Source organism: Enterococcus sp. DIV0183, from assembly GCF_050541505.1.
Classification (GTDB): domain Bacteria; phylum Bacillota; class Bacilli; order Lactobacillales; family Enterococcaceae; genus Enterococcus; species Enterococcus faecalis.
Genome location: NZ_CP172932.1, coordinates 173,077 through 198,468, shown reverse-complemented (window position 1 = coordinate 198,468; position 25,392 = coordinate 173,077). Strand labels below are relative to the sequence as shown.

Here is a 25,392-nt window from a genome sequence, read left to right as displayed (position 1 = left end):
CTCAATCTATTTATTCTTTCTAACACTACCAAAAAAGTAGCGTTTTTTCAATCATCTGTTCTGATTCTTCACACTATTTTTTATTATACCAAAAGAACGGTCATTATGGGAGCTCTTATCTGTCTTGACAGGTCTATTTTTCATAAAAATAACTTCTTGTTCTCATAAAACAAGAAGTTACTGATTTTCTTTTAAAAATGTGTCTTCAAATATTCAAACGCATATTGGGCATATAACTCAGCACCCATTGCCATCGCATCTTCATCAATATTAAAACGACCATGGTGATGTGCCCATTCCGTATCTTTCTCCGGATTACCACTTCCCACTAAGGCAAAACAACCAGAAGCATGTTCAGTATAATAACTGAAGTCTTCACCACCGGTTGTCGGCTCTTCTTGTCTTAAGGCCGCTTCACCAAAATTTTCCTTAATTAGTGTTTGGGCAAACAAGGCATCCTGCTCATCATTAATCACTGGCAACGTCCCATATTGATAATCTAACGAAGCCGTCCCACCGTAAATAGCGGCTGTTTGTTCCGCATAGCGTTGTAGCGCCTGTTCTACTCGATTACGCGTTGCTACACTAAAGCAACGAACCGTTCCTTCTAAACGTGCATTCTCAGCAATCACATTAAAACGGGTCCCCACATCCATCCGTCCAATCGTGACAACTACTGGATCTAAAGGATCTGTCTCCCGAGAAACAATCGTTTGCAGATTCATCACGAAAGAAGAAGCTATGACTGCCGCATCAATACAAGCGTTTGGCATGGCACCATGGCCACCACGGCCTTTAAAATCAACAGAAAAAATATCTGCGGATGCGAAACTTGAGCCCACTCGACACGAAGCGGTTCCTACAGGCATTTGTGACCAGATATGTAAGCCAAATACATCATCAACACCGGTCATTGCGCCTTGCGCAACCATTGCTTTAGCACCTTGCGCATTTTCTTCAGATGGTTGAAAAATTAATCTTACTGTTCCCTGAAGTTCTTCCTGGATTTCTTTTAATACTTTAGCGGCTGTTACTAACATCGCGGTATGGGAATCATGCCCACATGCATGCATCTTGCCAGCTTCTAAAGATTTATAAGCTAAATCTTCATTTAATTCCTGTACAGGTAAGGCATCCATATCAGCCCGCAGCGCAACCACTCGGCCTGGTTTGCCGCCCACAATTTCAGCAATTAAACCCGTCGGTTCTGTTTTGCGATAAGTAATTCCTAATTGATCAAGAACTGCCGCGACTTTTTCTGTCGTTCGAAATTCTTCAAATTGTAATTCTGGATGTTGGTGTAAATCCCGTCGAAAAGCAATCATTTCTTGTGCATGCTGCATGACTAGTGCTTTGATTTTTTTCATACTTACGCCCCGTTTCTACAAACTTAATAAAATACTTGAAAAAATACCCGCTAAAATAACCGAAACAATAGTGACTGTTACGAAACCTGCCACTAACATCGGTGGCATTAAATGGCTCGTTAAAGCCGCCTGTTCTTGTTCATCTTCTGTCAATGATTGAATCACTTCATTAGTAATAATATAATCGGCTGGAAAGCCATATAAAGCTGTCAATGAAACTGCGAATGCCATCTCTTTACTCACACCTAATACACGACCAACAATTGCTGAAAAGATGTACATCCCGATAACACCAATCACAATAATCCCAATCATTGGTAAAAATAAATCCATCAACATTTCAGGTGTGGCTTGTTTTAAGCCATCAAAGACAAAAAGCATTAACCCTAAAATCGCAAAACCAAAGCTATTTGCTTTCTGCAATGGTTGCTTTTCTAAAAAGCCTAAAGACGTTGCAATCACGCCAAAACATAAACACAGCACAAAAGGACTAATCGTCACAAACGGTGCCGTCCACACAGAAACATAATAAGCAAGTGTGGCAACTAAGGCTAAACGTAAAATTCGTGAATAATCTGTATGATATCGTTTGGGTACTTTTTCAAATAGTTTAGGCACATCTGGTTCTGCTCCTGTTTCTTGCCCCTCTTGTTCATGAACCGGCTGCCATGTCCCTGCTCGATATTCTTGAAGCTTCCGCTTTCCTTCTTTTTTTAGAACAATTGAAGTTAAGGGATAACCAGCAAACCCTTGAATGACATAAATTAAAATTGCCAAAACTGAAAGTGAGGCTAAACCAGCTGATTGAGCCGCTTCTGACATTACTAATGAAGAAACTAAACCTCCTACTAACGGCGGGATTGCAACTAAAACTGTTTTTAAGTCAAAAACAAAAGTCCCCACAGCTAACAACAAGGCAATAATGCCCAGAATACCTGACAAAGCAATCACAATCGTTTTCCATTGATTAACCAATTCTTTAACAGAGAGCAGAGTGCCCATATTAGTAATCAACAGATACATTAATAAAGTGGCAACCACTGTAGGAATCCCTGCCACTTCCACAATATTTTGTGGAAAAATAGTCCAATAACCAAGAATAAATAAAACACCACAAACAAAAACAGATGGAATCCAAGCTTTTGTTTTGATAGAAACTACATCACCAATGTATAAAATAACCATCAGCAACGAAAAAGCAAACATTTGCGACATATAATTCCCCCTTCTACTAACTCAGATGCTTAATTATCTGAAAATTCCAATTAATAACCAGTATAACAAACTGCAAAAGCTTCCGCAATGCTTTTATGAAACAAAAAAGCTTTGAGAAAACAGCGTTTTCCCAAAGCAAAAAAAAATCACCTTTATATGATGAGTGCTCCCCTGCTAAAGCCATCTTTAGCAGGGAAAGCAGAGCTAGACTCGGAGTCGCCTCCAACATCATAACACTCTAAAAGAAACATCTATAAAGTGATCGGTTTATTAATTATTTAACAAATTCGATAACTACCATTGGTGCTGCATCGCCGCGTCTTGGTTCTGTCTTCAAGATACGAGTGTAACCACCTTGGCGTTCCGCGAAACGAGGTCCTAAATCGTTAAATAGCTTTTGTAAAGCTGATTCAACAACGATAGACTCATCTTCTTCACGAACACTAGCAACTTCATTACGAACGAAAGTAGCTGCTTGACGACGTGCATGAAGATCTCCACGTTTACCTAAAGTAATCATTTTTTCTACAGTTGAACGTACTTCTTTCGCACGAGCTTCAGTAGTTACGATGCGTTCGTTGATGATTAAATCAGTTGTAATATCACGTAGCATAGCTTTACGTTGGCTTGATGTGCGTCCTAATTTACGGTAACTCACGTTGGGTTCCCTCCTTCGTTTCTGTTCTCACGAGCCACTGCTGTTAAGCAGGACTGGAAACTTCGTAAAAGTCTTAATCGTCCTTACGTAATCCTAATCCTAGATCATGCAATTTAAGTTTTACTTCTTCAAGAGATTTACGACCTAAATTACGTACTTTGATCATTTCTGGTTCAGATTTGTTTGTAAGTTCTTGTACAGTATTAATACCTGCACGTTTTAAACAGTTATATGAACGAACTGATAAATCAAGTTCTTCAATCGTCATTTCTAGCATTTTCTCTTTTTGAGTTTCTTCTTTTTCCACCATGATTTCAGCGTTTTTCGCTTCGTCAGTAAGGTTTACAAAGATATCTAAATGCTCAGTCATGATTTTCGCAGCTAAACTTAGTGCTTCTTGAGGAATGATTGAACCATCTGTCCATATTTCCATTGTTAATTTGTCGAAATCATCACGACGACCAACACGTGTATTTTCTACTTGGTAGTTAACACGACGAACGGGTGTGTAGATGGAATCAACTGGAAGTACACCGATTGGCATATCTTCTTTTTTGTTTTCGTCTGCTTGAACATAGCCACGACCAGGTTTCACTGTTAAGCGAGCATGGAAAGTAGCTCCTTCAGCAACACTACAGATAACTAAATCTTTATTTAGGATCTCAACATCACTGTCCACGATAATATCGCCGGCAGTCACGGTAGCGGGTCCTGTAATATCGATCTCAAGGGTTTTCTCTTCTTCAGCATATAATTTCAATGCTAAGCCTTTAATATTCAAAATAATTTGTGTTACGTCTTCTCGTACACCTGGAATGGTTGAGAATTCGTGTAAAACACCATCGATTTGAATATTCGTAATTGCAGCTCCTGGTAAAGAAGACAATAAAATACGACGTAGAGAGTTACCTAAAGTAGTTCCGTAACCGCGTTCTAATGGTTCAACGACGAACTTACCATAATCTCTATTTTCATCAATTTTTTCGATTCTTGGTTTTTCAAATTCAATCATTCTTATCTATACCCCTTTCAAAACGAAAAGTGTCTTGTTCAATGACGTTCCTAATTCAAACTCAGAATGAGTGGCGCTCATTAAACACGACGGCGTTTTGGAGGGCGGCATCCATTATGAGGAACTGGAGTCACGTCACGAATTGCAGTCACTTCTAAACCTGTTGCTTGTAATGAACGAATTGCTGCTTCACGTCCAGAACCAGGTCCTTTAACTGTTACGTCTACAGTTTTAAGTCCATGTTCCATTGCCACTTTAGTTGCGGCTTCTGCAGCCATTTGAGCGGCAAAAGGAGTTGATTTTTTGCTTCCTTTAAAGCCTAATGATCCTGCTGATGACCATGCTAATGCATTACCATGTGTATCAGTAATCATTACGATTGTATTGTTGAATGTAGAATGGATATGTGCTACACCTGATTCTATATTCTTTTTGACACGGCGTTTACGACTAACTTTTTTTGCTGCCATGAAGTTCTAACCTCCTTCACTTAGGAATTATTTTTTCTTGCCTGCTACTGTTTTAGTAGGGCCTTTACGAGTACGTGCATTATTTTTCGTGTTTTGTCCACGAGTTGGTAATCCACGACGGTGACGGATTCCACGGTATGAACCGATTTCCATCAAGCGTTTGATGTTTAAGTTCACTTCACGACGAAGATCCCCTTCAACTTTTAACTTATCAATTTCCGCACGAATCGCATCTGTTTGTTCGTTTGTTAAATCACGTACACGAACATCTTCAGATACGCCAACGTTTGCTAAAACTTTTTTAGCTGTAGTGTTACCAATACCATAAATGTAAGTAAGAGAAACTACTACACGTTTGTCACGAGGGATGTCTACTCCTGCAATACGAGCCATTATTCGTTACACCTCCTAATTATCCTTGACGTTGTTTATGTTTTGGATTTGCTGGGCAAATAACCATAACACGTCCTTTACGGCGAATTACTTTACAATGTTCACACATTGGTTTTACTGATGGTCTTACTTTCATGATAATACCTCCTGTGGTTTTACGGAGTACAATTATTTAAAGCGATAAGTAATACGGCCACGCGTTAAATCATACGGTGATAATTCAACTGTTACTTTGTCACCAGGTAAGATACGGATGTAGTGCATACGGATTTTACCTGAAACAGTAGCAAGAACTTGGTGTCCATTTTCTAGTTCGACTTTAAACATTGCATTCGGCAAAGTTTCGACGACTGTACCTTCGACTTCAATCATATCTTCTTTTGCCACGCACAGTACCTCCTTGTACTTGTTTCGCGTTTTCACACGATAAAACGGCGGAAACTCCAGCTCCCACCTAGAAATTCTCAACTAACTTCGTTATTCATTTTGATGTCACAAAACTGTAGAAGTCGGACTGATATATTCTACCATATTTAGTTATGTTTTGGCAAGAGAAACTGAATACAACAACAGGGTTAAACTGCGGGCAATTGGAAATTAGTTTTCGTCAATGATTTTTTTCACATCAGAAAAAACAGTATCGATTTCGCGATTGCCATCGATTGTATGCATCAAGCCTTGTTCTTTATAGAAAGCTAAGATTGGTGCGCTACTTTCAATGTTGACTGCCAAACGATTTTTAACCGTTTCGGGCTTATCATCTTCTCTTTGGTAGAATTCATGTCCGCCACAGCGATCACAAGTGCCTTCAACTTTTGGCGGGTTGAATAATTTATGATACGTTGCGCCACATGTGCGACAGATGAATCGTCCAGCTAAACGCTCGATTAATACATCTTCTTCTACATGGATGTCAATGACAGCATCAATTTTTTTGTTTAATTCTTTAAGCATTGTATCTAATGCTTTTGCTTGATCCAGTGTACGTGGGAAACCATCTAATAGGAATCCTTTGTCTGTGTCTGGTTCAGCAAGGCGTTCTTTAACAATTCCGTTTGTTACTTCGTCAGGAACCAGTTCACCTTTATCGATATAAGATTTCGCTTCTAGGCCCAAGGCAGTTTCATTTTTCATTGCTGCACGGAACATATCTCCAGTAGAAATATGTGGAATGCCATACGTATCAATGATTTTTTCTGCTTGGGTGCCTTTACCTGCTCCAGGTAATCCCATTAAAATGAGGTTCATATATTCTCCTCCTAATTTTAAAGACCGGCTTATGAAGCTAGCCATATGTGAGAATGGTGCTGAGGTAAAACCTCAACACTCGATTCTTACTTATTGATAAAGCCGACATATTGACGTTTCATCATTAATCCTTCTAATTGTTTCGTTGTTTCTAATGCAACCCCGATAACGATTAGTAAACTTGTTCCACCTAAACCGATTGATTGAGGTAAGTTCCAAACCATTTGCGCAATGATTGGAAGTAAAGCAACAAGTCCTAGGAAAATTGAGCCGACAACACTTAATCTCATTAACACGCCAGATACATATTCTTCTGTACCTTTACCTGGTCGCACGCTTGGAATGTAGCTTCCTTGTTTTTGTAAGTTTTCCGCTAATTTCTCAGGGTTTACTTGAACAAATGCATAGAAGAACGTAAACGCAACGATTAGGACAGTATAGATGATTGCCCCTGGAACTGTGTTATAACTGAAGATTTTTGTCATAATGTCATACCAATTTTCACCAGCGAATTTTGATGAGAAAGCTTGTAAAATGGCATTTGGTGTTGCAATTAACGAGCTGGCAAAGATAACTGGAATAACCCCAGCAGCATTTACTTTTAACGGTAAATAACTACTTGTTGGTGCACCAGAAACACGTTTTGTATATTGGATTGGAATCTTACGCTCTGCTTGTTGGAAGAACGTTACGACTGTAACAATCACCAAAATAGCAATAACTAAGATTGCAATGAAAATAACAGATTGCCAAATACGAGAAGACTCGATATTGACGAAGTAATCTTCATAGATTTCTTTGACTGCTCCTGGCAAACGAGAAATAATCCCGGCAAAGATAATCATTGAAACACCATTTCCGATTCCTTTTTCTGTAATTTGTTCACCCATCCAAGTCACAAACATCGTCCCAGCAGTTAAAATAACTGCAATCATCACAAAGGTACCTAAGGTTGGATTGTTGACAATCCCAGTTTGACTTAAGCTATTAAAACCAGCAGTGATCCCCATTGACTGAGCCACACCCAAGACAATCGTTAGATATCTTGTTGCTTGATTTAATTTCTTACGCCCAACTTCCCCTTGTTTTGACCATTCTACAAATCTAGGTACAATATCCATTTGCAATAGTTGAATAATAATAGAGGCTGTAATGTATGGCGAAACCCCCATCGAGAAGATAGAGAAGTTTTGCATGGCACTACCACTCACCATATTCAACATATTCAAAAAGGGTAAGCTACTTAAATCAGACAATCCCTTTGCATTCACCCCGGGCACAGTAATGTGCGCACCTAGGCGAAATACAAACAAGATTAAAACTGTAAATAAGATTTTTGATCTAATGTCTTTGACTTTAAAGGCGTTCTTTAATAGCTTGAACAATTAGATCACCTCGATTGAACCACCAGCAGCTTCGATAGCTTCTTGTGCTGATTTCGAGAATTTAGCTGCTTTCACAGTTAATTTTTTCGTTAACTCACCATCTGCAAGAACTTTGATTCCCGCTTTTTCGTTTTTAACGATTCCTGCTTCTTTTAGGACAACAGGAGTTACTTCTGTTCCATCTTCAAAACGGTTTAAAGTATCTAAGTTTACAACAGCGTAATCTTTACGATTAATGTTTGTAAACCCACGTTTTGGTAAACGACGGAATAATGGAGTTTGACCCCCTTCAAATCCTAAACGAACACCACCGCCTGAACGGGCTTTTTGCCCTTTTTGTCCACGGCCAGCTGTTTTACCATTACCAGATGAAGTACCACGTCCAACACGGTTACGTACTTGGCGTGAGCCCTCAGCAGGTTTTAATTCATGAAGTTTCATAGGTTTGGCACCTCCTTAAGCAATCTTCTATTACAAATCTATAAATCTTAAACTTCTTCTACGTCCACTAAATGTGAAATAGTGTTAACCATACCTTTGATTGCTTCATTGGCAGGTTTTGTAACAGTACTATTCACTTTACCTAAACCTAACGCTTTAACTGTAGCACGTTGGTTTTGAGGACGTCCGATAACACTGCGTTTTAAAGTAATTTTTAATTCAGCCATTATTTTTGTCCTCCTTAACCGATAATTTCTTCTACAGATTTACCGCGAAGTGCTGCCACTTCTTCGGCACGTTTTAATTGTTTTAGACCTTCAACAGTTGCGCGAACAACGTTAATAGGTGTGTTTGAACCTAGTGATTTAGATGTAATATCTGCTACACCAGCTAATTCCAATACGGCACGAACTGGTCCACCAGCAGCTACCCCAGAACCTTCTACTGCAGGTTTCATAAGGATACGGCCGCCACCGAATACGCCAATTACTTCGTGCGGGATAGTAGAACCAACCATAGGCACTTCAACTAAGTTTTTCTTCGCGTCTTCGATTGCTTTACGGATAGCTTCAGGTACTTCTTGTGCTTTACCAGTACCGAAACCAACGTGTCCGTTTTTGTCACCGACAACAACTAAAGCTGCGAAACGTAAACGACGTCCACCTTTAACAACTTTTGTTACACGGTTGATCGCTACAACGCGGTCTTCTAATTCCAAATGTTTTGGATCAATATAAACCATGAATGGTGTTCCTCCTTCTCCTAAAATTCTAGTCCATTTTCACGAGCAGCTTCAGCTAAAGCTTGCACGCGGCCATGGTAAAGGTATCCACCACGGTCGAAGACTACTTTTTTGATGCCTTTTTCAGCGGCACGTTCAGCAACTAGTTTACCAACAGCTGCAGCTGTTTCTGTTTTTGTTCCACCTGAAATTTCTTTATCCAAGGCAGAGGCACTTGCTAGCGTCACACCCGCTACGTCATCAATGACTTGCGCGTAGATGTTTTTGTTAGAACGGAAAATGTTCAAGCGTGGGCACTCAGCAGTACCAGAGATTTTGTTACGTACACGACGATGTCTCTTTTGACGTGTTTTGTTTTTATCTGGTTTTGTAATCACAATTTTCACCTCTTTGATTTAATGTTTACTACTAATATTTCAAGCAGTCAGCAGATTACGGAAAAGAGAAGCTGGCAGACAAGACAAAAGCATTTTATTGGAAAAATCCCATAAAATGACAGTTGCTTGTTGTTGACTTCTGTTTTCTACACAGCTGTTATTATTTACCAGTTTTACCTTCTTTACGGCGTACAAATTCACCAACATAGCGAATCCCTTTGCCTTTATAAGGTTCTGGAGGACGAACGCCACGGATGTTAGCAGCTAATTCACCAACAACTTCTTTGTTGATGCCTTTAACGATAACTTGTGTGTTCGCAGGTACTTCAAATGTTACGCCTTCTGGTGCTGTCATTTCGACAGGATGAGAATAACCAACGTTTAAAGTTAATTTGTTGCCTTGTACTTGGGCACGGTATCCGACCCCGATAAGTTCAAGTGCTTTTTGGAAACCTTCAGAAACACCAACAACCATGTTGTTGAAGTTTGCACGAGTTGTTCCGTGGATTGTTTTCATTTCTTTTGAATCGTTTGGACGAGTGAATGTCACTTCGTTTCCTTCGATGTTCATTTTGATATCAGAAGAAAATTCGCGTGTTAATTCACCTTTAGGTCCTTTAACTGTAATGTTGTTTCCGTCTTGCTTGATTTCAACACCAGCAGGAAGAACAACAACTTTATTACCAATACGGCTCACTTAGAGACACCTCCTTGTGTATTTTTTAGAATTACCATACGTAGGCGATTACTTCGCCGCCGATATTTTTCGCTCTAGCTTCTTTGTCAGTAATTACACCCTCTGATGTAGAGATGATTGCAATTCCTAGACCGTTTAATACTTTTGGTACTTCGTCAGCTTTTACGTATGCACGTAAACCTGGTTTAGAAATACGTTTTAAGTTTGTGATAACACGTTCTTCGTTTTTACCATATTTTAGGAAAACACGGATTACGCCTTGTTTGTCATCTTCGATGTATTCTACGTCGCGGATAAATCCTTCACGTTTCAGGATTTCTGCGATATCACGTTTGATTTTTGAAGCAGGTACTTCTAAAGTTTCATGTTTAACCATGTTCGCATTACGAATGCGAGTTAGAAAATCTGCAATTGGATCTGTCATGACCATTGAACTATTTACCTCCTTTATGCGAGTTTACTTGTTTACCAGCTAGCTTTCTTCACGCCGGGAATTTGACCTTTATAGGCAAGTTCGCGGAAGCAAATACGGCAAAGATGAAATTTACGATAAACTGAATGTGGACGTCCACAACGTTCACAACGAGTATAAGCTTGTGTTGAATGTTTAGCAGGACGTTTGTTTTTAGCAATCATTGATTTTTTAGCCACGTAGTTCGCCTCCTTATATTATTTTTGGAATGGCATACCTAATTGTGCCAACAATTCGCGAGACTCTTCGTCAGTGTTCGCTGTTGTAACAATTACGATGTCCATACCGCGTACTTTATCTACTAAATCATAATCAACTTCTGGGAAGATTAATTGTTCTTTAATACCTAAAGTATAGTTACCACGACCATCGAAAGCTTTTTTGCTGACACCGTGGAAGTCACGTACACGAGGTAAAGAAACTGTTACTAATTTATCTAAAAATTCGTACATTCTTTCGCCGCGTAGCGTTACTTTCGCACCGATTGGCATTCCTTCACGTAAACGGAATCCAGCGATAGATTTTTTAGCTTTTGTGATAAGTGGTTTTTGACCAGTGATTAATGCTAATTCTTCAACAGCTTTGTCTAAGTTTTTAGCATTTGATACTGCATCACCCACACCCATGTTGATAACGATTTTATCAACTTTAGGTGTTTGCATAACTGAGCTGTAATTAAATTTTTCCACCAATGATGGTGTTACTTCTTTAATATATTTTTCTTTCAGGCGGTTCATTCAGTAAGCCCTCCTTCCGCAATTTTTATTTATCTAAAACTTCACCTGTTTTTTTAGAAACGCGGACTTTTTTGCCGTCGACTTCTTTAAACGCAACTTTAGTAGCTTCTCCGTTTGAAGGATCAATCACCATTACATTAGAAACATGAATTGGCGCTTCCACTTCAAGGATTCCACCTTGTGGGGCTGCTTGGTTTGGTTTTTGGTGTTTTTTAACGACGTTGACACCTTCAACGATAACTTTATCTTGTTTAGGAAACGCTGCTAAGACAACGCCTTCTTTGTTTTTATCTTTACCAGTGATAACTTTTACTTTATCGCCTTTTTTAACAAACATTACTGTTTCGCACCTCCTTTAACGTGGGCTCGAGATTATAATACTTCTGGTGCTAGAGAAACGATCTTCATGAAGTTGTTTTCACGTAATTCACGTGCAACTGGTCCGAAGATACGTGTTCCGCGTGGGCTTTTATCGTCACGGATAATTACCGCAGCATTTTCATCAAATTTGATGTAAGAACCGTCAGCACGACGAGCGCCAGATTTTGTACGAACGATAACGGCTTTAACTACTTCACCTTTTTTAACAACCCCACCTGGCGTTGCTTGTTTGACAGTAGCAACAATAACGTCACCGATGTTAGCAGTTTTACGACCAGATCCGCCTAGGACTTTGATCGTTAAAATTTCACGTGCGCCAGAATTGTCAGCGACTCTTAAACGACTTTCTTGTTGGATCACGATGTGTATCCCCCTTTCAGATTTTGTGCTTCAATCTATTAGGAAATTCTCGTTTTATTAGATAATAACTGCTTCTTCGACTACCTCTAGTAAACGGAAACGTTTTGTAGCTGATAATGGACGAGTTTCCATGATTTTTACGATGTCTCCAACTTTCGCTGTGTTGTTTTCATCATGCGCTTTATATTTTTTAGAATATTTCATACGTTTGCCATAGATAGGGTGGTTTTTCTTTGTTTCAACGACAACTGTGATTGTTTTATCCATTTTGTCTGATACCACGCGACCTTGGTAAACTTTACGTTGATTTCTTTCTTCAGTCATACGCGTTTGGCCTCCTTCCACTATTAGTTAGCTTGTTCACGCAATACTGTTTTGATGCGTGCAATCGATTGACGTACTTCTTTAATACGTGCAGTGTTTTCTAATTGACCTGTTGCTAATTGGAATCTTAAGTTGAACAATTCTTCTTTTAATTGTTTTTCTTTATCTAGCATTTCGGCAGTGGTTAATTCTCTGATTTCTTTAACCTTCATTCGATTCACCACCCATTTCCTCACGTTTTACGATCTTAGTTTTTACCGGCAATTTGTGAGATGCAAGACGAAGAGCTTCACGAGCTACTTCTTCAGGAACGCCTGCGATTTCAAACATGATTTTACCACGTTTAACTGGTGATACCCAGCCTTCTGGTGCCCCTTTACCTTTACCCATACGTACGCCGATAGCTTTACTTGTGTAAGACTTGTGAGGGAAAATTTTAATCCATACTTTCCCGCCACGTTTCATGTAACGAGTCATTGCAATACGGGCTGCTTCGATTTGACGGTTAGTAATCCAGTGAGATTCAGTTGCTTGTAAACCCCATTCACCAAATGCTACTTCTTTTCCGCCTTTAGCTTCACCGCGCATTTTTCCGCGGAATTCACGACGGTGTTTTACACGTTTAGGTACTAACATGATTATTTCCCTCCTTTCTCAGTGTTTTTTTTCGTTGGAAGAATTTCTCCACGATAGATCCACACTTTAACTCCTAGTTTTCCGTAAGTAGTGTCCGCTTCTTCCCATGCGTAATCAATGTCCGCACGTAATGTATGAAGTGGTACAGTTCCTTCAGAGTATCCTTCTGAACGAGCGATATCCGCACCGTTTAGACGACCTGATACTTGAGTTTTGATTCCTTTAGCGCCAGCACGCATTGCGCGTTGGATGGCTTGTTTTTGAGCACGACGGAAAGCAACACGGTTTTCTAATTGACGTGCAATTCCTTCGCCTACTAATTTTGCATCTAAATCTGGTTTTTTGATTTCAACGATGTTGATGTGAACTCGTTTGCCAGTTAATTTGTTTAATTCTTTTCTTAGGTTTTCGACTTCAGATCCGCCTTTACCGATAACCATACCTGGTTTAGCTGTGTGAATTGAAATGTTAACACGGTTTGCAGCGCGTTCGATTTCAATTGTAGATACAGCAGCATCAGCAAGTTTTGTTGCGATAAATTTACGGATTCTTAAATCTTCGTGTAAGAATTCAGCATACTCTTTTTCAGCATACCATTTCGCATCCCAGTCGCGGATGATGCCTACACGCATTCCAATTGGATGTACTTTTTGACCCACTGATTGTCCCTCCTCTTAAATGTTTAAGCTCTGTTTTCATAAAGAAAACAGCCTATTTCATGAGACTTATTTCTCTGTTACAACTACTGTGATGTGACTAGTACGTTTGTTGATTGGTGAAGCTGAACCTTTTGCACGAGGACGGAAACGTTTCATTGTTGGTCCTTCGTTAACAAATGCTTCAGATACGACTAAGCTTTCAACGTCTAAGTCAAAGTTGTTTTCTGCGTTAGCAACTGCTGACATTAAAACTTTTTCAATGATTCCAGCAGACTTGTTCGGTGTGAATTTCAAGATTGAAATTGCATCCGCAACGCTTTTCCCTCTGATAAGATCGATTACTAAACGTGCTTTACGAGGTGAAGTGCGAACTGTTTTTGCAGTTGCTTTAGCTGATGTAATTTGTTCTGACATTTGCATATCCTCCCCTCAAAATTAGCGTTTAGTTTTTTTATCGTCAGCAACGTGGCCACGATAAGTTCTAGTTGGTGCAAATTCACCTAATTTATGTCCTACCATGTCTTCTTGAATGTAAACAGGGACATGTTTCCGTCCATCATATACAGCGATTGTGAAACCTACGAATGATGGAAAAATTGTAGAGCGGCGAGACCAAGTTTTAATTACTTTTTTCTTTTCGGCACCTTGTTGTGCTTCGACCTTTTTCATCAAATGATCATCGACGAAAGGTCCTTTTTTTAAACTACGACCCATGGTGAACCTCCTCTCAAAATGTACGACACATGGTCAAAAAAATTATTTAGTACGACGACGAACGATAAGTTTGTCTGATTTAGCTTTTTTATTACGTGTTTTGTATCCAATTGCTGGTTGACCCCATGGAGATACTGGCGCTTTACGTCCAATTGGTGTTTTACCTTCACCACCACCGTGTGGGTGATCGTTAGGGTTCATTACGCTACCACGAACAGTTGGGCGTTTACGCATCCAACGAGAGCGGCCAGCTTTACCAATGTTGATTAATTCGTGTTGTTCGTTACCAACTGAACCGATTGTTGCACGGCAAGTTGCTAAGATCATACGAACTTCGCCAGAGTTTAAGCGGATTAATACGTATTTGCCTTCTTTACCAAGTACTTGCGCGCTTGTTCCAGCTGAACGGATTAATTGTCCACCTTTACCAGGTTTCATTTCAATGTTGTGGATAACTGTACCAACTGGAATGTTTTCCAATGGTAATGCGTTACCTACTTTAATATCTGCTTCTGGACCAGATACTAGGCGCATGCCTACTTCTAATCCTTTTGGTGCTAAGATGTATGCCTTAACCCCGTCTTCGTAATGAACTAACGCGATGTTAGCAGAACGGTTTGGATCGTACTCGATCGTTTTAACAACCGCTGCGACGTTATCTTTATTACGTTTGAAGTCAATCACACGGTATTGACGTTTGTGACCGCCACCTTGGTGACGAACCGTAATGCGACCGTTGTTGTTACGACCGGCATTGTTTTTTAATGGCTGTAACAATGATTTTTCTGGTGTTGAAGTTGTGATTTCAGCGAAATCAGAACTTGTCATGTTACGACGGCCATTTGTGGTAGGTTTGTACTTTTTAATCGCCACGTCTTATTTCCCTCCTACGTTGATATTGTTCAGGACTGCTTATTCAGCAGCTTCGAATAATTGAATTTCTTTTGAATCTTCAGTTAATGTAACGATCGCTTTGCGACGTTTTTTTGTATAACCTGCATATTTACCCATGCGTTTGAATTTTGGACGCACGTTTAAGATGTTTACGTTTGCTACTTTAACATCGAATGCTGATTCAACAGCTTGTTTTACTAAAGTTTTGTTTGCGCGAGTGTCCACTTCGAAAGTATATTTCTTTTCGTCCATAGCTAACATGGATTTTTCAGTGATCACTGGGCGTTTGATTACGTCTAGTAATTCCATTATGCAAGCACCTCCTCAATTTGAGTAAGAGCTGTTTGTGTTGCCAAGACTTTGTTAGCTGACACAACATCTAACACACTAACGTTATCAGAAGTTACTACAGAAACGTTTGGTAAGTTACGAGCTGATAAAGCTGCAAAGTCGTTACCATTTTCTAAAACAACTAATACTTTAGTATCGATAGACAAGTTAGCAAGAACTTGTTTGAATTCTTTTGTTTTTGGTGCATCGAAGCTTAAACCTTCTACTGCTACCAAGTTATTTTCAGCAACTTTATCTGATAATACAGATTTCATTGCTAAGCGACGAACTTTTTTAGGAAGTTTGTAGCTGTATGAACGCGGTGTTGGTCCAAAGACTACGCCACCTCCACGCCATTGTGGTGAACGGATTGAACCTTGACGAGCACGACCAGTTCCTTTTTGACGCCATGGTTTGCGGCCACCGCCACGAACAGCGCTACGGTTTTTAACTGCGTGTGTTCCTTGTCTTAATGAAGCACGTTGCATGATGATTGCATCATAGACAACACTTTCATTAGGTTCGATTCCGAAGATTTCTTCATTTAAAGTGATTTCACCGTTTTGAGTTCCATCTTGTTTGAATAATGCTACATTCGGCATTCCTTAGTTCCTCCTTTCCCTACACTTATTTAGCTTTCACAGCTGATTTGATTGTGATTAAAGATTTTTTCGCTCCAGGAATGTTTCCTTTGATTAAGATAACATTTCTTTCTACGTCCACTTTAACAACTTCAAGGTTTTGAATTGTTACGCGGTCGCCACCCATACGGCCGGCTAGTCGTTTATTTTTAAATACACGGTTAGGCGCTACTGGACCCATTGACCCAGGACGACGGTGATAACGAGAACCATGAGACATAGGTCCGCGGCTTTGGCCGTGACGTTTGATTGCCCCTTGGAATCCTTTACCTTTCGTAGTACCTGTAACATCAACAACGTCTCCTGCTTGGAAAACATCTACTTTGATTTCTTTACCTACTTCATATTCTCCTAGCTCAACATTCTTGAATTCTTTAATGAAGCGCTTAGGAGCCGTGTTTGCTTTTGCAACATGACCTTTCGCAGGTTTGTTTGATAAAACTTCACGTTTGTCTTGGTAACCAACTTGGATAGCTTCGTATCCGTCAGTTTCAACAGTTTTTACTTGTAAAACTACGTTTGGCGTAGCTTCAACTACTGTTACTGGAATTAATTCACCAGACTCAGTAAAGATTTGTGTCATTCCCACTTTTTTCCCTAAGATTCCTTTGGTCATGAGTACACCTCCATCTTAATTTTATAGTTTGATTTCAATATTAACACCAGACGGTAAGTCAAGCTTCATTAGAGCGTCAACTGTTTTTGGTGTTGGGTTCACAATGTCAATTAGACGTTTGTGAGTACGCATTTCGAATTGTTCGCGAGAATCTTTGTATTTATGAGTCGCACGAATAACTGTGTAAAGTGAGCGTTCTGTTGGTAATGGAATCGGACCTGATACGTCAGCTCCAGTTCTTTTTGCTGTTTCCACAATTTTATCCGCTGATTGATCTAAAATACGGTGTTCATACGCTTTTAAACGGATACGAATTTTTTGTTTTGCCATCTTGTTCCCTCCTTCGCCTATTTTAAAAGTAGACATAGCTCCACGAAAATTTATCCGGCATGCTCGTTCATGGCAAAGCGTCCGAGCGTGTCGCAACCTCTCGCTTCACAGCCGGCAAATCAAATCGTTGATCTACCAATGCTTTTTACACTCCTGTAAACAGCACCTTTTTGATTATACTATGAAAGGATAGTGTTAGCAAGGATTTTCTGCGTTTTTTTGAAAGAATTTTTTCTTGTTTTGAAAAGCATTTGTTTTGTTTTTCAATTCTTTTCATTCTATTTTTATAAAAAAAGAATTTGGGATTCCTTTTTTACCAGAATCTCAAATTCTTTCTTTTTTATTCTATTAACCAATCCGGCGCATTGGAATATCATTGTTATCTGGATGAACCAATAAATATTGAATAACATCAATATTGCTTGCTTGGAATGAGGCTGCACATGCTTGCAAATATAAGTCCCACATTCGATAGAAGCGCTCGCCTTTTTCGTCAACAATTTCTGTTTCTATATTATGGAAGTTTTTTGTCCAATGTTCCAACGTCAATTGATAATCTCTGCGCAAACTTTCCAAGTCAATCACTTGCAAGTCGTTTTCTGTCATATGGCCGACTAGCTCAGTGACACCAGGAATATAGCCACCCGGGAAAATATAACGATTAATCCAAGCATTTTTAGCCCCACCTTGTTGGCGACTGATCCCATGAATCAACGCCGTACCTTTAGGCGCTAAATTCCGCTGAACGACATCAAAATATTCATGTAGATTTTCCGCACCGACATGTTCAAACATCCCAACACTCGTAATATGGTCAAAAGACTCTCCTTTTAAATCACGATAATCCATCAACTTGACAGTCATTCGATCTTGTAGGCCTTCTTTTTCTATAATATGGCGAATATGATGAAATTGCTCTTCACTTAATGTAATCCCAGTTGCTTTGGCTCCGTATTCTTTCACCGCAGTTAAAATTAACGTGCCCCAGCCGCAGCCAATATCCAGTAAAGTGTCGCCCTCTTTGATAAACAATTTATCTAAAATATGATGAACTTTATTCACTTGCGCTTGTTCTAATGTATCTTCAGGCGTTTTAAAATAAGCACATGAATACGTCATTGTTTGGTCAAGCCATTTTTTGTAAAAATCATTTCCTAGATCGTAATGGCTGTGAATATCCTCTTGCGAGCGTTTTTTTGAATGACTTTCTTTAGGAAGCCATTTAATAAATTTAGCATTGTGTAAAAAGCTATCCTTTTGGTTATACACATCATAAATCAGCGCTTGGATATCGCCTTCGATTTCAATTTTGCGATCCATGTAGGCTTCCCCTAAAGTTAACGAAGCGTTATTCAGTAAATCCTTCACAGGAATTTTTTCATTGAATACAATTTTAAAAACCGGATCCCCCGACCCTTGCCCATACTCTTTGACGGTACCATCCCAGTATGTGACTTGTGTCTTTTTTGAAAAAGACCATTTAAACAGTTGACTGTACGTTTCTTTTTCTAACATTGCATTCCCTCCATTAAATACCATTTGAAGCCAAAACAAAAAGAAGTCGCTTTCCGGTAGTTCGTCAAAACAAACACCACAGTCCGTTCTAAACTGAAGCACAGAAAAGTTATCACCCCTTCTATGTTCCGCTTCTTTTTTTGCAATTACAGTTCTATTCTACTCCTCTTTTAAAAATTTGAACATTCTTTTAACGTAATACCTACTATTGTTATTCTTTATCACAAAAAAACTAGAGCCAGTCCTTGACAGACTCCTCTAGTTCTAAATATTATTCTTTCTTACGCATCCGTTGTTCCGCATGAGTGTATGCTCCATGCCACACGTGCCCCACATAAGGATTAACTTGAATACCGTGTTTAATCGCCGCTGCTACAAATTTTTTCGCTAAATTTACTGCTTCTAACACCGAATAACCTTTCGCCAAGCCAGCTGTGATTGCCGCTGAAAAAGTACAACCTGCACCATGATTATAATCAGTAGGATATAATTCATTTTCCAAAAGATGCGCAGTGTGACCATCGTAAAATAAGTCCAGTGCTTTTTCTCCAGCTAAGCGATGTCCCCCTTTAACCACGACATGTTTGGCTCCCATTTGTACAATTCGTTTTGCCGCTTCTTCCATCTCCGCCACGGAAGAAATTTCGCCTAAACCAGATAAGATGCCCGCTTCAATTAAATTAGGCGTGGCAACTAATGCTAATGGCAGTAAATCGTTTTTTAGGCCTTCCACACTTTTGGGTTGCAGAATTTGTGCCGTTCCCTTACAAGCAATGACTGGGTCAATCACGACTTTTTGAATTTTCTCTTGTTTAATGTACTTACTAGCCATTTTAATATTTTGTTCATTACCCATCATCCCTGTTTTCAAAGCCGCTACTGGACCGCCTGCAAAAACCGAAATCAATTGTTTTTCTAAGAGCGTTTCTGGCAATTCAGTTACTTCATGTGACCAACCTGTCGTAGGATCCATCGTCACAATCGAGGTTAAACTTGAAAATCCAAAAACTCCATACTCTTCAAATGTTTTTAAATCTGCTTGAATCCCTGCCCCTCCAGTTGAATCGGAGCCTGCAATCGTCAATACTTTTTCCATTAAATCACCTACCCTTTTCTCCAAGTATACTGAAGAAACAAGTCTGCTAAAACAGCCAATTGGCTTATTTTTTAGCCAGCCAATTTCTAAACAAAAAAAAGACCAGAGAATAAATTCTCTGGTCTTACGTCCGAATACCCCAGCTTTTCACGCTGGTTAAAACCATAGTTAAAAAGTTAATTATTTAACGATTTCAGTAACAACGCCTGAACCTACAGTACGTCCGCCTTCACGAATAGAGAAACGAGTTCCGTCTTCGATAGCGATTGGGTGAATTAATTCAACGTCCATAGCAACGTTATCACCAGGCATTACCATTTCAGTACCTTCTGGCAATTCTACAACACCAGTAACGTCTGTTGTACGGAAGTAGAATTGAGGACGGTAGTTAGTAAAGAATGGAGTGTGACGTCCGCCTTCTTCTTTTGATAATACGTATACTTCAGCTTTGAATTTTGTGTGTGGAGTGATTGTAGCTGGTTTAGCTAATACTTGTCCACGTTCGATATCTTCACGTGCTACACCACGTAATAAAGCACCGATGTTGTCGCCTGCTTCAGCGTAGTCTAATAATTTACGGAACATTTCAACACCTGTAACAGTTGTTTTAGATGTTTCGTCTTTAATACCAACGATTTCAACTTCGTCACCAACGCGAACTTCACCACGTTCAACACGGCCTGTAGCAACAGTACCACGTCCAGTGATTGAGAATACGTCTTCGACTGGCATCATGAATGGTTTGTCAGTATCACGTTCTGGAGTTGGGATATATTCGTCAACTGCAGCCATTAATTCTAAGATTTTTTCTTCATAAGACTCGTCGCCTTCTAAAGCTTTCAAAGCAGAACCTGCGATAACTGGAACATCATCGCCTGGGAAATCGTATTCTGATAATAAGTCACGAACTTCCATTTCTACTAATTCTAATAATTCTTCGTCATCAACCATATCCATTTTGTTTAAGAATACAACGATGTATGGTACACCAACGTTACGTGATAATAAGATATGTTCACGTGTTTGAGGCATAGGACCATCAGCAGCAGAAACTACTAAGATAGCTCCGTCCATTTGAGCAGCACCAGTGATCATGTTTTTAACGTAGTCCGCGTGTCCTGGGCAGTCAACGTGTGCATAGTGACGAGTTTCAGTTTCATATTCGATATGAGAAGTGTTGATTGTGATTCCACGTTCTTTTTCTTCTGGAGCGTTATCGATAGAATCGTAGCTTTGTGCTTCCCCGCCACCGTGTTTTGATAATACAGTAGCAATTGCAGCTGTTAATGTAGTTTTACCATGGTCAACGTGTCCGATAGTACCAATGTTAACATGGGATTTAGAACGGTCAAATTTTTCTTTTGCCATTTTGAATGTTCCTCCTAAAAATATAAATTTTATTGTTTGTTTTATATGTGATAGACGCTACTAAAAATCGTCTGATCATCATAAGCTATTTTACACGAAATCTTGAAAAAAGGATAGTTCTAAAAACAAACCTTTTATTCTCAAGGAAAATTATGCGTTGCCGCCGTTTTTCTTGATGATTTCTTCTTGAACAGACTTAGGTACGTCTTCATAGTGGTCAAATACCATCATAAATGTACCGCGTCCTTGTGTTGCTGAACGTAATGTTGTAGCATAACCAAACATTTCAGCTAAAGGTACCATCGCATTAACGATTTGAGAGTTACCGTGTGCTTCCATACCTTCCACACGTCCACGACGACTTGTTACGTGTCCCATGATATCACCTAAGTAATCTTCAGGAACAGTAATTGTAACTTTCATCATTGGTTCTAAAATAACTGGGTTTGCATTTTTAGCCGCAGCTTTCAATGCCATAGAAGCAGCTACACGGAAGGCCGTTTCATTTGAATCGACATCGTGGTATGAACCATCGTAAAGTTTTGCTTTGATATCAACTAATGGATAACCAGCAAGAACACCGTTGTTCATAGAGTCTTCTAACCCTTTTTCAACTGCTGGGATGTATTCACGAGGAACCACACCACCGACAATTGCGTTTTCAAACTCGAAGCCTTTACCTTCTTCATTTGGTGTAAATTCAACCCATACGTGACCGTATTGTCCTTTACCACCAGACTGACGAACGAATTTACCTTCTGCTTTAGTCGCAGCACGGAATGTTTCGCGGTAAGATACTTGAGGAGCACCTACGTTAGCTTCAACTTTGAATTCACGTTTCATACGGTCTACTAAAACGTCTAAGTGCAATTCACCCATACCAGAGATAACTGTTTCACCAGTTTCAACGTTTGTTTCAACGCGGAATGATGGATCTTCTTCAGCAAGTTTTTGTAGAGCCACGCCCATTTTATCTTGGTCAGCTTTTGATTTAGGTTCAACAGCGACTTGGATAACTGGGTCAGGGAATTCAATAGATTCAAGAATAACTGGTGCATCTAATGCACATAATGTATCACCAGTTGTTGTGTCTTTTAGACCAACAGCAGCAGCGATATCACCAGAGTACACTTTGTCAATTTCTTGACGAGTGTTGGCGTGCATTTGTAGGATACGACCGATACGTTCTTTTTTGCCTTTTGAAGCGTTCAATACGTATGAACCACTTTCAAGGACACCAGAATAAACACGGAAGAAAGTTAAACGACCTACGAATGGGTCAGTCATAACTTTAAATGCTAATGAAGCGAAAGGTGCTTCGTCATCAGCTGGACGAGTTGTTTCTTCGTCTGTTTTAGTATCGATCCCTTTGATAGCATCGATATCTAATGGAGATGGTAAGTAATCAAGAACAGCGTCCAACATTAATTGAACCCCTTTATTCTTGAATGCTGAACCAGCTAATACAGGGAAGAACTCAACGTTGATTGTTGCTTGACGGATACCAGCGACTAATTCTTCTTCAGTGATTTCTTCACCTTCAAGATATTTCATCATTAAGTCTTCGTCAGTTTCAGCAACAGCTTCAACTAATTTTTCGCGCCATTCTTGCGCTTTTTCTAAATAATCTTCAGGAATATCAGTTTCTTGAATATCTGTTCCCAAATCATTTGTGTAGATTTCAGCTTTCATTTTAATCAAGTCAATGATTCCAGTGAAGTCTTCTTCAGCTCCGATTGGAATTTGAATTGGATGAGCGTTTGCTTGTAAACGATCATGTAATGATTCTACTGAATAGAAGAAGTCCGCACCGATTTTATCCATTTTGTTACAGAATACAATACGAGGAACTTTATATTCAGTCGCTTGACGCCAAACAGTTTCTGTTTGAGGTTCTACACCTGATTGAGAGTCAAGAACTGTTACCGCACCATCTAATACGCGTAGAGAACGTTGTACTTCAATTGTGAAGTCCACGTGTCCTGGAGTATCGATGATATTTACACGGTAGCCTTTCCACTGTGCAGTTGTCGCAGCGGATGTAATCGTGATACCACGTTCTTGTTCTTGTTCCATCCAGTCCATTTGTGAAGCACCTTCATGGGTTTCACCGATTTTATGGATTTTACCAGTGTAGTACAAGATACGCTCAGTTGTTGTTGTTTTACCAGCATCAACGTGGGCCATGATACCAATGTTACGAGTTTTTTCAAGTGAAAATTCTCTTGCCATTTTGTATGTTTACTCCTCTCTTTATTTAAATCGATTGTAAATTGACTTTCTGCTGCCACTTTACGCGACAGACAGAGAGGATCTTACCAACGATAATGAGCAAATGCGCGGTTTGCGTCTGCCATTTTGTGTGTGTCTTCGCGTTTTTTAACAGAAGCGCCAGTGTTGTTAGCAGCATCCATGATTTCTTTCGCTAGACGTTCTTCCATTGTGTGTTCACCACGTAGACGTGCGTAGTTAACTACCCAACGTAAACCTAAAGTTGTACGACGTTCTGGACGAACTTCAACTGGTACTTGGTAGTTAGAACCCCCAACACGACGTGCTTTAACTTCAAGAACAGGCATAACGTTTTTCATTGCTTGTTCAAAAACTTCCAATGGATCGTTACCTGTAGATTCTTTGATGATATCAAATGAATTATAGATAATGTTAGCAGCAATCCCGCGTTTACCGTCAACCATTACACGGTTGATTAAGCGAGTTACTAATTTTGAGTTATAAATTGGATCTGGTAAAACATCACGTTTTGCAACAGGACCTTTACGAGGCATCCGTAACTCCTCCTTCCGAAATATGATTTTTCAAGTTGTTATTGTCTTATTATAATTAAGCTTTAGGACGTTTTGTACCGTATTTAGAGCGGCTTTGTTTACGGTCGTTAACACCGGCAGTATCAAGCGCACCACGAACGATATGGTAACGTACCCCTGGTAAGTCTTTTACACGTCCACCACGTAATAATACCACGCTGTGTTCTTGTAAGTTGTGACCGATACCTGGGATATAAGCTGTAACTTCGATTAAGTTTGACAAACGAACACGGGCATATTTACGTAAAGCTGAGTTCGGTTTTTTAGGTGTCATCGTACCCACACGTGTACAAACTCCACGTTTTTGCGGAGAGTTAACGTTTGTTTGAGTTTTCTTAAAACTGTTATATCCTTTGTTTAAGGCTGGTGAATCAGATTTTTCTACTTTAGATTTACGAGGTTTACGTACTAATTGGTTAATTGTAGGCATTCCTTGTTCTCCTCCTTCCTTACTTCGCTTCTAGTTCCACACATCCAGGTGGTTCTTTTTTCGCGATAAAAAATAATGCAATCTCTGCACTCTTTATCAAATATGCTTTGATAGACAGTCAGCACGTCCCTATAAGGAACCTGTAGATAAAGCACCTTTGTTAGGATACCACGATAAGCATCAGCTGTCAACCCTCTTCTTTCGCCTTTCGAAAAAAAGCTTTTCCTTCTATTTAAACGTACTTTTCCTTTAAAAATTTTTATGACTTTTTCAAAAACTTTCTATCTTTTTTAGTTAAATAACGGTACAATATCTTTGACTATTGAAGGGGGCGGAAAACAGCGATGAATCTGAAACAAATGGTAGGAATCGAAGCTGCAAAATATGTAGAAGACGGCATGATTGTCGGTTTGGGTACTGGCTCAACAGCAAAATTTATGGTAGACGAAATTGGTCGTCGCGTAAAAGAAGAAGGATTGTCAATCGTAGGGGTTACTACTTCAAAAGAAACAGAGAAACAAGCCTTGGCCTTGGGCATTCCTTTAAAAAGTATTGATGAGGTTCCGTATGTGGATCTTACGATTGATGGCGCCGATGAAATCAGCGCTGATTTTCAAGGAATCAAAGGCGGTGGGGCTGCCTTACTTTTTGAAAAAATTGTGGCCACTTATTCAAAGAAATGTATTTGGATTGTGGATAAATCAAAAATGGTGGACGATTTAGGAGCTTTCCCACTTCCAGTTGAGGTTGTTCCTTATGGCAGCCGCCAATTAGTGCATTTATTTGAAGAAAAAGGCTATCACCCAACACTTCGTTTAAACGCTGCTGGCGAAACATTAATAACAGATGGAGGCCACCATATCATCGATTTGCATTTAGAAAAAATTACAGATCCAGAAGCTTTAGGTTCTTATTTAGACAACTTGGTTGGCGTCGTTGAACACGGCTTATTTTTAAATATGGTTTCTATGGTAATCGTCGGTTATGAAGATGGACCGAAAACCTTACATGTTCCCGCACGTTAAGAATGTGTGAAAAAAGATTATTTATATAGGAAGG

Annotated in this window: 39 protein-coding genes; 1 reads left to right on the top strand and 38 read right to left on the bottom strand. The window is 39.5% G+C overall.

Annotation, left to right across the window (positions count from 1 at the left end; all coding sequences use genetic code 11):
* Positions 1-191: 191 nt before the first annotated feature.
* From IGK72_RS00975 to rpsL, 38 genes are all read right to left on the bottom strand, one after another.
* Positions 192-1,367: a M20 family metallopeptidase gene (locus IGK72_RS00975; protein WP_016632943.1), complete on the bottom strand. Its 1,176-nt coding sequence runs from the start codon at positions 1,365-1,367 to the stop codon at positions 192-194.
* Between the two features lie 15 nt (positions 1,368-1,382).
* The gene (locus IGK72_RS00970) at positions 1,383-2,582 is read right to left on the bottom strand and encodes a DUF819 family protein (RefSeq protein WP_002356229.1); all 1,200 of its coding nucleotides are present in this window, start codon (positions 2,580-2,582) and stop codon (positions 1,383-1,385) included.
* A 16-nt stretch (positions 2,583-2,598) separates the two neighbouring features.
* The gene (locus IGK72_RS00965; protein ID WP_070416008.1) at positions 2,599-2,811 is read right to left on the bottom strand and encodes a hypothetical protein; all 213 of its coding nucleotides are present in this window, start codon (positions 2,809-2,811) and stop codon (positions 2,599-2,601) included.
* A 45-nt stretch (positions 2,812-2,856) separates the two neighbouring features.
* Entirely contained in the window at positions 2,857-3,240 is a 384-nt protein-coding gene (gene rplQ, locus IGK72_RS00960) for a 50S ribosomal protein L17 (protein WP_002356228.1), read from the bottom strand.
* A 73-nt stretch (positions 3,241-3,313) separates the two neighbouring features.
* Positions 3,314-4,252, bottom strand: a complete 939-nt coding sequence (locus IGK72_RS00955) for a DNA-directed RNA polymerase subunit alpha (protein WP_002356227.1) — start codon at positions 4,250-4,252, stop codon at positions 3,314-3,316.
* Between the two features lie 80 nt (positions 4,253-4,332).
* A complete protein-coding gene (rpsK, locus tag IGK72_RS00950) occupies positions 4,333-4,722 on the bottom strand; it encodes a 30S ribosomal protein S11 (protein ID WP_002356226.1) in 390 nt (129 codons plus the stop codon).
* Between the two features lie 27 nt (positions 4,723-4,749).
* Entirely contained in the window at positions 4,750-5,115 is a 366-nt protein-coding gene (rpsM, locus tag IGK72_RS00945) for a 30S ribosomal protein S13 (protein ID WP_002356225.1), read from the bottom strand.
* Between the two features lie 19 nt (positions 5,116-5,134).
* Positions 5,135-5,251, bottom strand: a complete 117-nt coding sequence (gene rpmJ / locus IGK72_RS00940) for a 50S ribosomal protein L36 (protein ID WP_002288710.1) — start codon at positions 5,249-5,251, stop codon at positions 5,135-5,137.
* A gap of 32 nt (positions 5,252-5,283) precedes the next feature.
* Positions 5,284-5,502 carry a translation initiation factor IF-1 gene (infA, locus tag IGK72_RS00935; RefSeq protein WP_002356224.1) on the bottom strand — a complete coding sequence of 73 codons (219 nt, stop codon included), beginning with the start codon at positions 5,500-5,502 and terminating at the stop codon, positions 5,284-5,286.
* Between the two features lie 210 nt (positions 5,503-5,712).
* Positions 5,713-6,363 (bottom strand): adenylate kinase, encoded by a 651-nt coding sequence (locus IGK72_RS00930; protein ID WP_002356223.1) that lies wholly within the window; start codon positions 6,361-6,363, stop codon positions 5,713-5,715.
* Positions 6,364-6,449: 86 nt separating this feature from the next.
* Complete coding sequence (gene secY / locus IGK72_RS00925; RefSeq protein ID WP_002359350.1) at positions 6,450-7,748, bottom strand: preprotein translocase subunit SecY; 1,299 nt, start codon at positions 7,746-7,748, stop codon at positions 6,450-6,452.
* Positions 7,749-8,189: a 50S ribosomal protein L15 gene (gene rplO, locus IGK72_RS00920; protein ID WP_002356221.1), complete on the bottom strand. Its 441-nt coding sequence runs from the start codon at positions 8,187-8,189 to the stop codon at positions 7,749-7,751.
* A 47-nt stretch (positions 8,190-8,236) separates the two neighbouring features.
* Positions 8,237-8,416, bottom strand: a complete 180-nt coding sequence (gene rpmD / locus IGK72_RS00915) for a 50S ribosomal protein L30 (RefSeq protein WP_002356220.1) — start codon at positions 8,414-8,416, stop codon at positions 8,237-8,239.
* 14 nt (positions 8,417-8,430) lie between these two features.
* Positions 8,431-8,931, bottom strand: a complete 501-nt coding sequence (gene rpsE, locus IGK72_RS00910) for a 30S ribosomal protein S5 (RefSeq protein ID WP_002356219.1) — start codon at positions 8,929-8,931, stop codon at positions 8,431-8,433.
* Positions 8,932-8,951: 20 nt separating this feature from the next.
* Entirely contained in the window at positions 8,952-9,308 is a 357-nt protein-coding gene (gene rplR, locus IGK72_RS00905) for a 50S ribosomal protein L18 (RefSeq protein WP_002356218.1), read from the bottom strand.
* Positions 9,309-9,468: 160 nt separating this feature from the next.
* On the bottom strand, positions 9,469-10,005 hold the full coding sequence (rplF, locus tag IGK72_RS00900; RefSeq protein ID WP_002356217.1) for a 50S ribosomal protein L6: 537 nt from the start codon (positions 10,003-10,005) through the stop codon (positions 9,469-9,471).
* A 31-nt stretch (positions 10,006-10,036) separates the two neighbouring features.
* On the bottom strand, positions 10,037-10,435 hold the full coding sequence (gene rpsH, locus IGK72_RS00895; protein WP_002356215.1) for a 30S ribosomal protein S8: 399 nt from the start codon (positions 10,433-10,435) through the stop codon (positions 10,037-10,039).
* Positions 10,436-10,470: 35 nt separating this feature from the next.
* Positions 10,471-10,656 carry a type Z 30S ribosomal protein S14 gene (locus tag IGK72_RS00890; RefSeq protein ID WP_002356214.1) on the bottom strand — a complete coding sequence of 62 codons (186 nt, stop codon included), beginning with the start codon at positions 10,654-10,656 and terminating at the stop codon, positions 10,471-10,473.
* Between the two features lie 18 nt (positions 10,657-10,674).
* Entirely contained in the window at positions 10,675-11,214 is a 540-nt protein-coding gene (gene rplE / locus IGK72_RS00885) for a 50S ribosomal protein L5 (RefSeq protein ID WP_002356213.1), read from the bottom strand.
* A gap of 25 nt (positions 11,215-11,239) precedes the next feature.
* Positions 11,240-11,551 (bottom strand): 50S ribosomal protein L24, encoded by a 312-nt coding sequence (gene rplX, locus IGK72_RS00880; RefSeq protein WP_002356212.1) that lies wholly within the window; start codon positions 11,549-11,551, stop codon positions 11,240-11,242.
* Between the two features lie 35 nt (positions 11,552-11,586).
* Positions 11,587-11,955: a 50S ribosomal protein L14 gene (rplN, locus tag IGK72_RS00875; RefSeq protein WP_002356211.1), complete on the bottom strand. Its 369-nt coding sequence runs from the start codon at positions 11,953-11,955 to the stop codon at positions 11,587-11,589.
* Between the two features lie 57 nt (positions 11,956-12,012).
* Entirely contained in the window at positions 12,013-12,279 is a 267-nt protein-coding gene (rpsQ, locus tag IGK72_RS00870) for a 30S ribosomal protein S17 (RefSeq protein WP_002359348.1), read from the bottom strand.
* 23 nt (positions 12,280-12,302) lie between these two features.
* On the bottom strand, positions 12,303-12,491 hold the full coding sequence (gene rpmC, locus IGK72_RS00865; protein ID WP_002383858.1) for a 50S ribosomal protein L29: 189 nt from the start codon (positions 12,489-12,491) through the stop codon (positions 12,303-12,305).
* Positions 12,481-12,915 carry a 50S ribosomal protein L16 gene (gene rplP, locus IGK72_RS00860; protein WP_002356208.1) on the bottom strand — a complete coding sequence of 145 codons (435 nt, stop codon included), beginning with the start codon at positions 12,913-12,915 and terminating at the stop codon, positions 12,481-12,483. Before rplP ends, rpmC begins: the two co-directional genes overlap by 11 nt.
* A 2-nt stretch (positions 12,916-12,917) precedes the next feature.
* Positions 12,918-13,574 carry a 30S ribosomal protein S3 gene (gene rpsC, locus IGK72_RS00855; RefSeq protein WP_002356207.1) on the bottom strand — a complete coding sequence of 219 codons (657 nt, stop codon included), beginning with the start codon at positions 13,572-13,574 and terminating at the stop codon, positions 12,918-12,920.
* Between the two features lie 66 nt (positions 13,575-13,640).
* The gene (gene rplV, locus IGK72_RS00850; protein ID WP_002356206.1) at positions 13,641-13,988 is read right to left on the bottom strand and encodes a 50S ribosomal protein L22; all 348 of its coding nucleotides are present in this window, start codon (positions 13,986-13,988) and stop codon (positions 13,641-13,643) included.
* Between the two features lie 21 nt (positions 13,989-14,009).
* Entirely contained in the window at positions 14,010-14,288 is a 279-nt protein-coding gene (gene rpsS / locus IGK72_RS00845; protein ID WP_002356205.1) for a 30S ribosomal protein S19, read from the bottom strand.
* Positions 14,289-14,330: 42 nt separating this feature from the next.
* Entirely contained in the window at positions 14,331-15,161 is an 831-nt protein-coding gene (gene rplB, locus IGK72_RS00840) for a 50S ribosomal protein L2 (protein ID WP_002356204.1), read from the bottom strand.
* Between the two features lie 39 nt (positions 15,162-15,200).
* On the bottom strand, positions 15,201-15,491 hold the full coding sequence (locus tag IGK72_RS00835; RefSeq protein WP_002356203.1) for a 50S ribosomal protein L23: 291 nt from the start codon (positions 15,489-15,491) through the stop codon (positions 15,201-15,203).
* Complete coding sequence (gene rplD, locus IGK72_RS00830) at positions 15,491-16,114, bottom strand: 50S ribosomal protein L4 (protein ID WP_002356200.1); 624 nt, start codon at positions 16,112-16,114, stop codon at positions 15,491-15,493. The genes IGK72_RS00835 and rplD overlap by 1 nt, the downstream gene beginning before the upstream one ends.
* A 25-nt stretch (positions 16,115-16,139) precedes the next feature.
* Positions 16,140-16,769 carry a 50S ribosomal protein L3 gene (rplC, locus tag IGK72_RS00825; RefSeq protein ID WP_002356199.1) on the bottom strand — a complete coding sequence of 210 codons (630 nt, stop codon included), beginning with the start codon at positions 16,767-16,769 and terminating at the stop codon, positions 16,140-16,142.
* Between the two features lie 21 nt (positions 16,770-16,790).
* The gene (gene rpsJ / locus IGK72_RS00820; protein WP_002389727.1) at positions 16,791-17,099 is read right to left on the bottom strand and encodes a 30S ribosomal protein S10; all 309 of its coding nucleotides are present in this window, start codon (positions 17,097-17,099) and stop codon (positions 16,791-16,793) included.
* A gap of 348 nt (positions 17,100-17,447) precedes the next feature.
* Complete coding sequence (locus IGK72_RS00815; RefSeq protein WP_002389616.1) at positions 17,448-18,614, bottom strand: SAM-dependent methyltransferase; 1,167 nt, start codon at positions 18,612-18,614, stop codon at positions 17,448-17,450.
* Positions 18,615-18,885: 271 nt separating this feature from the next.
* The gene (thiD, locus tag IGK72_RS00810; RefSeq protein WP_002407548.1) at positions 18,886-19,710 is read right to left on the bottom strand and encodes a bifunctional hydroxymethylpyrimidine kinase/phosphomethylpyrimidine kinase; all 825 of its coding nucleotides are present in this window, start codon (positions 19,708-19,710) and stop codon (positions 18,886-18,888) included.
* 180 nt (positions 19,711-19,890) lie between these two features.
* On the bottom strand, positions 19,891-21,078 hold the full coding sequence (gene tuf, locus IGK72_RS00805) for an elongation factor Tu (RefSeq protein WP_002356194.1): 1,188 nt from the start codon (positions 21,076-21,078) through the stop codon (positions 19,891-19,893).
* 150 nt (positions 21,079-21,228) lie between these two features.
* Positions 21,229-23,310 (bottom strand): elongation factor G, encoded by a 2,082-nt coding sequence (fusA, locus tag IGK72_RS00800; protein ID WP_002356192.1) that lies wholly within the window; start codon positions 23,308-23,310, stop codon positions 21,229-21,231.
* Between the two features lie 83 nt (positions 23,311-23,393).
* A complete protein-coding gene (rpsG, locus tag IGK72_RS00795) occupies positions 23,394-23,864 on the bottom strand; it encodes a 30S ribosomal protein S7 (RefSeq protein WP_002356191.1) in 471 nt (156 codons plus the stop codon).
* Between the two features lie 55 nt (positions 23,865-23,919).
* A complete protein-coding gene (gene rpsL / locus IGK72_RS00790) occupies positions 23,920-24,333 on the bottom strand; it encodes a 30S ribosomal protein S12 (protein WP_002356190.1) in 414 nt (137 codons plus the stop codon).
* A 344-nt stretch (positions 24,334-24,677) separates the two neighbouring features.
* Between rpsL and rpiA the strand changes: the two genes are divergently transcribed.
* Positions 24,678-25,358 carry a ribose-5-phosphate isomerase RpiA gene (gene rpiA / locus IGK72_RS00785; RefSeq protein ID WP_002363468.1) on the top strand — a complete coding sequence of 227 codons (681 nt, stop codon included), beginning with the start codon at positions 24,678-24,680 and terminating at the stop codon, positions 25,356-25,358.
* The last annotated feature ends 34 nt before the right edge of the window (positions 25,359-25,392 follow it).